General features: G+C 54.5%; 7 protein-coding genes and 1 pseudogene. 6 read left to right on the forward strand and 2 right to left on the reverse strand.

The features are described 5' to 3' along the window. Window positions 1-150: 150 nt before the first annotated feature. On the reverse strand, window positions 151-711 hold the full coding sequence (locus HMPREF2954_RS00865; protein ID WP_045073697.1) for a hypothetical protein: 561 nt from the start codon (window positions 709-711) through the stop codon (window positions 151-153). A 183-nt stretch (window positions 712-894) separates the two neighbouring features. On the opposite strand from HMPREF2954_RS00865, the gene HMPREF2954_RS00870 reads away from it, so the two are divergent. From HMPREF2954_RS00870 to HMPREF2954_RS13370, 5 genes and pseudogenes are all read left to right on the forward strand, one after another. Then, window positions 895-1,740, forward strand: a complete 846-nt coding sequence (locus tag HMPREF2954_RS00870) for a 23S rRNA (adenine(2030)-N(6))-methyltransferase RlmJ (protein ID WP_045073700.1) — start codon at window positions 895-897, stop codon at window positions 1,738-1,740. A 103-nt stretch (window positions 1,741-1,843) separates the two neighbouring features. After that, window positions 1,844-2,902, forward strand: a complete 1,059-nt coding sequence (dinB, locus tag HMPREF2954_RS00875; RefSeq protein ID WP_045073702.1) for a DNA polymerase IV — start codon at window positions 1,844-1,846, stop codon at window positions 2,900-2,902. 129 nt (window positions 2,903-3,031) lie between these two features. Next, window positions 3,032-3,763 carry a phosphoadenylyl-sulfate reductase gene (locus HMPREF2954_RS00880; RefSeq protein ID WP_003765388.1) on the forward strand — a complete coding sequence of 244 codons (732 nt, stop codon included), beginning with the start codon at window positions 3,032-3,034 and terminating at the stop codon, window positions 3,761-3,763. A gap of 316 nt (window positions 3,764-4,079) precedes the next feature. Continuing rightward, complete coding sequence (cah, locus tag HMPREF2954_RS00885) at window positions 4,080-4,838, forward strand: carbonic anhydrase (RefSeq protein ID WP_045073706.1); 759 nt, start codon at window positions 4,080-4,082, stop codon at window positions 4,836-4,838. A gap of 16 nt (window positions 4,839-4,854) precedes the next feature. Further along, window positions 4,855-5,049, forward strand: a pseudogene (locus tag HMPREF2954_RS13370) (IS5/IS1182 family transposase); the annotation flags it as partial. 39 nt (window positions 5,050-5,088) lie between these two features. On the opposite strand, the gene cysD reads toward HMPREF2954_RS13370, so the two are convergent. Next, entirely contained in the window at window positions 5,089-6,003 is a 915-nt protein-coding gene (gene cysD / locus HMPREF2954_RS00890; protein ID WP_003757409.1) for a sulfate adenylyltransferase subunit CysD, read from the reverse strand. A 271-nt stretch (window positions 6,004-6,274) separates the two neighbouring features. Here cysD and cysG point away from each other — a divergent pair, with 271 nt between their 5' ends. Continuing rightward, entirely contained in the window at window positions 6,275-7,690 is a 1,416-nt protein-coding gene (gene cysG, locus HMPREF2954_RS00895; protein WP_070688962.1) for a siroheme synthase CysG, read from the forward strand. The last annotated feature ends 125 nt before the right edge of the window (window positions 7,691-7,815 follow it).

The following is a 7,815-nucleotide window of genomic DNA, read 5'->3' on the forward strand; positions in this document are numbered from 1 at the left end:
TGACAAGGTAACAGTTGCCCAAAATAATAGATAGCAAATGGATGGTTTGTCAGAGATTGAAAAAAACAGACGAGACATATTGAAAAGTCTCAATGCCTTAGCCAGTTTTATGAAATTCTGCCTAATACCCTGCTCTTCAGTTACCCAAAATCAGTATTTAGATACAGAAATCGCCTCGATAAGTCCCGTTTTACGGTAACGCCGAGTCTGATTCGGCACTTCACCCTTACCTGAATAAATCCCTGTTCCACTTTCCACTTCAAACGAAAAATGTTTAGGTTGATGGACAAATATTGCGTATTCACGCGCTTCGATTTCTGATAGGTGGATTTCTTTGACTTTACCCAGCTTGGCTTCTGCATCTTTGATCTTCATACCCGGGTGTACACCCGATGCTGTGCGACAGGCGGAAGAGCCGGTCTCCAAAAAATCAATTTTTTTATGCAGTTTTATAGGTGTATCAGGATCGTCTTGTCCATCTTGAGAAGCGAAAACCAAGACGTCTTTAGACAACGTGATGGCAACATACGCCATACCATCGCCATCGCTTGTTCTCTCTATTTTCGCCTTTGGGAAGTTCTGTTTTACCTGCTTTAAATTCTGCCCCAATTTAATCCCTCCGATACCGTCTTTTTGAATCAGACATTCGGCAGCGGCCGGCATGGAAAGACCCAAAATCAATGCGCTCATGATCCCGATTTTATGCAACATGGTGTTTTCCTTTTCCAAAGGTAAGATATTAACATATCAGCATAGTAGGAATTATCGTTTCAGACGACCCATTTTCTCTATTTTGCCAATCTTACGTCCATTCTCCAACAAATGCCGTCTCCTCCCTTCTCCGCTGCATTTGCGGATATAATCGCCCTTCCCTGTTTTCGGACGACCCCTGCCATGCTCAGCTACCGCCACGCCTTCCATGCCGGCAACCACGCCGATATGCTCAAACATTTCACCCTCTTCCTTACGCTGGAATATTTCAATCTCAAAGACAAACCGTATTGGTATATCGACACCCACAGCGGCGCGGGTTTGTATGATTTGCGCGGAGAGCAGGCGCAGAAGGTCGGCGAATACCGGCAGGGGATTGCACGGCTGCTTCAAGCAGATGCGCTGCCTTCGGATTTGTCCGACTTTACCGGTCGTCTGAAAGAAATCCTGCCCGATGAAAACCTCTACTGCGGCTCGCCCTGGCTTGCCCGCTTTCTCACCCGCGACTGCGACAAACTTCGCCTGTTCGAGCTTCATCCTGCCGATTTTGCGCATTTGCAACACAACATGAAAGAAGCCCGCCTGGGCAAACGCGGGCAAATCGCGCAAGCCGACGGCTATCGCGGACTGATTTCGCTGCTTCCCCCTCCGCCGCGCCGCGCCGTGGTACTGATCGACCCGCCCTATGAGGAAAAACAGGATTACCGCCGCGTCGTCCAAACCCTGCAAGACGCGCTCAAACGTTTCGAGTCGGGCTGTTATCTGGTTTGGTATCCCTGCTTGAACCGCGAAGAGAGCCGTAAGATGCCGGAACAGTTGAAAAAACTCATGCCCGAAAATTACCTTCAAGCCGAGCTTTATGTTCACAAAGCTCGTGAAGACGGCTTCGGTATGCACGGCAGCGGGATGTTCGTCGTCAATCCGCCCTATCTGCTGGCAAAAAAATTGGCGGATACGCTGCCCAAGCTGACGGAAATTCTGGCTCAAGATGATGCGGCGCGTTTCGTTTTAGACTATCAAATCAAATAAACCGGCAAAGGTCGTCTGAAAACTGGAAAACAGTTTTCAGACGACCTTCCCCTATCGTTTTCCGCTAAAATACCCGTCTCTTTTTCCTTCCCGACCGTCTTCAATGTCCCAGCGCAAAATCATCCATATCGACATGGACGCGTTCTACGCATCGGTAGAACTGCGCGAGCAGCCGCATTTGAAAGGGCTGCCCGTGGTCGTCGCGTGGGAGGGCGCGCGTTCGGTGATTTGCGCCGCATCGTATGAGGCGCGGCAGTTCGGGCTGCATTCCGCGATGTCGGTGGCGACGGCGAAAAGGCTGTGTCCGCAAGCGGTGTATGTGCCGCCGCATTTCGATTTGTACCGTCAGGTTTCCGCGCAGATTCACGCCGTATTCAGGCGCTATACTGATTTAATCGAACCCCTGTCGCTGGACGAAGCCTATCTTGACGTTACCCATAATTTCAAAAACATCCCTTACGCCAGCGAAGTTGCCAAAGAAATCCGCGCCGCCATTTTTGCGGAAACCGGCCTGACCGCTTCCGCAGGCATCGCGCCGAACAAATTTCTAGCGAAAATCGCGTCGGACTGGCGCAAGCCGAACGGGCAATTCGTCCTGCCGCCGCACAAAGTCATGGCATTTTTGGAAACCCTGCCTTTGGGCAAAATCCCCGGCGTGGGCAAGGTAACGCTGAAAAAAATGCAGTCGCTGGGCATGCAGACGGCGGGCGATTTGCGCCGTTTCGAGCGCGGCGAACTGTTAAACCATTTCGGACGCTACGGCTACCGCCTTTATGATTTGGCGCGCGGTGCGGACGAACGCCCCGTCAAAGCCGAACGCGAACGCCTCCAAATCTCCACCGAAATCACCCTGCCCGAAGACCTGTCGCTCGAACAGGTGGCAGGACATCTGCCCCATCTTGCTGAAGACCTGTGGCGGCAAATCGCACGCAAAAACGTCGAAGCCAAAGGCGTAACCCTAAAGCTGAAAACCCACGATTTCCGCATCATCACCCGCTCCCTGACCTACTCTTCCGTCCTACCCGACACCAACGCCCTGCTTTGCGCCGCGCAGACCCTGATGCAGCGCGTGCCGCCCCAGCGCGAAGACGCCTTCCGCCTGATCGGCATAGGCGTGAACCACCTCGTGCCGAAAGACCAGCAGCAATCGCTTTGGTTATAAAGAAATAGAAAAGCATTCTTTCCCCTTCGCGTGAGACCGCCCGACAATAATGTTCCGTACAAACTTTCAGACGACCCCTTTGCCGCAAGAGGGGTCGTCTGAAAACAAAAACCAAGGAACAAGCCAACCATGTCCCTCTTCCGCCCCCAGCTTTGGCGCATCCCGACAACAGGCGAAGCCGAACGGCGCCGGCTGCCCGAGTTGACCGCCACGCTCGAAACCCGCCTCAAACACATCGCCCGCCGCTATCCGCAAGCCGTTTTCGCCTCCAGCCTTGCCGTCGAAGACATGATCATTACCGACGCCATCTGCCGCCTGAAACTCCCCCTGCGCATCATCACCCTCGACACAGGCAAGCTCAATCCCGAAACCGCCGCCCTGATTACCGCCGTCAACGTCCGCTACCAAACCGAGTTGGAAGTTTTCCACCCCGATCCCGAAAGCGCGCGGCAGTTTGAGCAGGAATTCGGCGCAACCGCCATGTACGACAGCGTCGAGCTGCGCCGCCGTTGCTGCCACATCCGCAAAATCGAGCCGCTCAACCGCGCCCTGAAAAACGCCCCCGCCTGGCTGACCGGACAACGCCGCAGCCAATCGGCAACCCGCAGCGAATTGGATTTCGAAGAAACCGACCACAGCCGCAACATCGCCAAGTTCAACCCCATTTTCGACTGGGAAGAAAACGACGTCTGGGCATACGCGCAAGCCTACGACGTCCCGCTCAATGCCCTGTATTTCCAAGGCTACCCGAGCATAGGCTGCGAACCCTGCACCCGCCCCGTCAAAGCAGACGAAGACATCCGCGCCGGACGCTGGTGGTGGGAAAGCAAGGACAGCAAAGAATGCGGGCTGCACAAATAACCCTTGTCAGGCAAGGCAAAAGGTCGTCTGAAAAACCGAATTCAGTTTTCAGACGACCTTTTTCATAAGTCGGCTTTCCTTAAATTTTTAAGGGGTGAAAAATAGGCATTTTCTATTTCAAATTATTATCAATTTTCAAAACGACAATATCGTTTTTTACAAAATGAATTCGCTTTTACTTCATATCCTTAACAGAATTAATCCAAGAAGGCTTGACCTAATGATTTAATATGGCTATGGTTAAATAAAAAATAACAATAATCTACATACGCACCGCAATGTTTTTTCCCCTCCTCCTCACAGAAAGGATATTGCAATGCCCTGCTTGACCCGTACGTTGCCTCGTCTGACTGTTTTCCTGCTGTCCACCTTCGCAGCATTCTCCGCCGCCGCACACGGAAACCACACCCATTGGGGTTACACCGGACACGACTCCCCCGAAAGCTGGGGCGAGCTTTCTGAAGAGTTCCGTTTATGCTCCACAGGCAAAAACCAATCCCCCGTCAACATCACCGAAACCGTCTCCGGCAGACTGCCCGCCATCAAAGTCAATTACAAGCCGAGCGCGGTTAACGTGGAAAACAACGGCCACACCATTCAAGTCAACTACCCCGAAGGCGGCAATACCCTCAGCGTGAACGGACGCACCTACACCCTGAAACAATTCCATTTCCACGTCCCCAGTGAAAACCAAATCAAAGGCCGCACCTTCCCGATGGAAGCCCACTTCGTCCACCTAGACGAAAACCGCCAGCCTTTGGTATTGGCAGTATTGTACGAAGCCGGCAAGACCAACGACCGCCTCGCGCCTATATGGAACGTGATGCCGATGAAGGAAGGAAAGGTAAACCTCGACAAAGCCTTCGACGCCAGCACCCTGCTGCCGAAACGACTGAAATACTACCGCTTTGCCGGCTCACTGACCACGCCGCCGTGCAGCGAAGGCGTATCGTGGCTGCTGTTGAAAACCTACGACTACATTGATCAGGCGCAGGCAGAAAAATTCACCCGCGCCATCGGCTCGCACAACAACCGCCCCGTCCAGCCACTTAACGCGCGCGTTGTCATCGAATAAACGTTAAAGCCGTAAACGAAAAGGTCGTCTGAAAAAACCGAATTCAGGTTTTCAGACGACCTTTTTTCGCTCTTCATCACAATATAGTGGATTAAATTTAAATCAGGACAAGGCGACGAAGCCGCAGACAGTACAGATAGTACGGCAAGGCGAGGCAACGCCGTACTGGTTTAAATTTAATCTACTATATTTCCGGAACAAAGTCATCGGCTTGGGTATCAACTCAAGCCGATTTCGCCAGCAGCTCCGCTCAAAAATATCCCGCCTTTTTACGCTCTTCCATCGCCGCTTCGGACACGCGGTCGTCCATGCGCGTGGCGCTGCGTTCGGAAATGGTGGCCGCCGCGGTTTCGGCGATGATGTCTTCGGGTGTGGCGGCGGTGCTGGCGACGGGGCAGGTGCAGGAAATGTCGCCGACGGTGCGGAAGCGCACGTCGCGGATTTGGGAAACTTCGCCTTCGCGTTTCGGCGTCAGCGGGGTAACGGGGACGAGCAGCCCGCCGCGTTCGACGACTTCGCGTTTGTGGCTGTAATAAATCGGCGGCAGCGCGAGGTTTTCGCGGGCGATGTATTGCCAGATGTCGAGTTCCGTCCAGTTTGAAATGGGGAACACGCGCATGTTTTCGCCGCTAAAGAGCCGTGTATTGTAGAGCGACCACAGTTCGGGACGCTGGCTTTTCGGATCCCATTGTCCGAATTCGTCGCGGAACGAGAATATCCGCTCCTTCGCACGCGCTTTTTCCTCATCGCGCCGCGCGCCGCCCATCAGCGCGTCAAAGCCTTGTTCTTCAATGGTTTCCACCAGCGTAACCGCCTGCGCGGCGTTGCGCGAATCGGTTTCGCGGCGCAGGACGACCGTGCCTTTTTTGATGGAATCTTCAACGCTGCCGACCACCAGTTGTACGCCCGTGCGCGCGACGGTTTCATCGCGGAACTGAATCACTTCGGGGTAATTGTGCCCCGTATCGACATGCAGCAGCTTGAACGGCAGCTTGAGCGGGCGGCCTTCGAGTTTGAACGCTTTGACCGCCAGCGCCAGCAAAACGACGGAATCTTTGCCGCCGGAAAACAGCAGCGCGGGATTTTTCGCCTCGGCGACGACTTCGCGGATGATGTAGATGGACTCGGCTTCGAGCCAGTCTAGGTGGTGGTTTTGAATAGACATATTGTTCTCTTTAGCAAAACTCGGATAGGCGGTACTCTAAAGAGGTCGTCTGAAAAACGGAAAGAATGGTTTGTTTGAAGCAAAGATGATTTCGTTATATTGGCGGGGTCGTCTGAAAAGGGATTGGCGTTTTCAGACGACCTTTTTGCCGCGCGGCAACGGAAACGGCACATATAACCAAATTCGATAAGATAAGCAAAAACCATTCTTTCCGCCGAAGCCTGCGGGATTTTAAGATGGGCGGCACGATAGCTTAATAAGAGAACACGCCATGAACCATTATCCCCTGTTTGCCGATTTGAACGGCCGCCCTGTCCTGCTGGCGGGTGCGGGCAAAGTGGCGGAACGCAAAGCCGAAAGCCTGTTGCAGGCAGGGGCTGCGGTCAGGGTTGTCGCCCGCGAACTCAATCCCGTTTTCCAAAAATGGGCGGACGAAGGCAAAATCGAATGGCTGGGCAGCGAATTTCACGAGGACGACTTGGACGGCGTGTTTTTCGCCGTCGCCGCCACCGACGATTACGCCTTCAACCGCCGCATTTTCCAAGCGGCGGAGCAGCGGGCGAAACTCTGCAACACTGTCGATACCGCGGATTTGTGTTCCTTCACCGTCCCCGCCGTCATCGACCGCAGCCCGCTCAAAATCGCCGTCTCCAGCGGCGCGACCGCTCCGGTTTTGGCGCGCAAGTGGCGGCAAATCATCGAAACGCTCATCCCGCTGCATACCGGTCAAATGGCGGCGCTCGCAGGCAAATGGCGCAACGCGGTCAAAGCCAAAATCAAAGGCACGGCAAACCGCCGCCGTTTTTGGGAAAACCTGTTCGACAGCCGCTTTAACGCGCTCGCCGCCCAAGGCAACCTCGATGCCGCCGAAGCAGAGCTTGCCGCGCAGCTTGACGGCTTCGGCGCGGCAAAAGGCGAAGTCGTCCTTGTCGGCGCAGGTCCCGGCGACGCAGGGCTGCTCACCTTGCACGCTTTGCAGGCGATACAGGCGGCGGATGTCGTGTTCTACGATGCCTTGGTTTCAGACGACGTCTTAAGCATGGTGCGCAAAGACGCGGACAAAATCAGCGTCGGCAAACGCGCAGGCTCGCACCACGTCCAACAAGAAGAAACCAACCGCCTCCTTGTCGAATACGCCCGTCAAGGTTTGCGCGTCGTCCGGCTCAAAGGCGGCGACCCCTTCGTTTTCGGGCGCGGCGGCGAAGAAGCCCAAGTCCTGCGGCAGGCAAACATCCCCTACCGCATCATCCCCGGCATCACCGCCGCACTGGGTGCGACCGCCTACGCAGGCATCCCCCTGACGCACCGCGACTGCGCCCAAAGCGCGCTCTTCGTTACCGGACACAGCAAACATGACGGCCACCAACCCGACTGGCGCACGCTCGCCCTGAGCAACCAAACCCTGGTCGTCTATATGGGCACGCTCAAAGCCGCCGAAACCGCCGAAAAACTGATGGCACACGGACGCAGCGGCGACACACCCGTCGCCATCGTCTCCAACGGCACGCTTCCGCATCAGAGCGTCATGACAGGTCGTCTGAAAAACCTGTCCGAGCTGGCAGAAAACGCCCCGCGCCCCGCGCTGATCGTTATCGGCGAAGTCGTTTCCCTGCGCGACGAATTGAAATGGTTTCAAGAAAACCCCGCGCAAAACCGCCTTCACACGCTGCACGAACAAGCCGCCTGAAGCGTTGGTTTAAACCGTTTAAACAAACAAAAGGTCGTCTGATTCAGCACATCGACACCCTTATCCGTCGCAAACTCAGTCCCGAACAAGTATGTATAGTGGATTAACTTTAAACCAGTACGGCG

Source organism: Neisseria sp. HMSC067H09 (genome assembly GCF_001814135.1).
GTDB lineage: Bacteria > Pseudomonadota > Gammaproteobacteria > Burkholderiales > Neisseriaceae > Neisseria.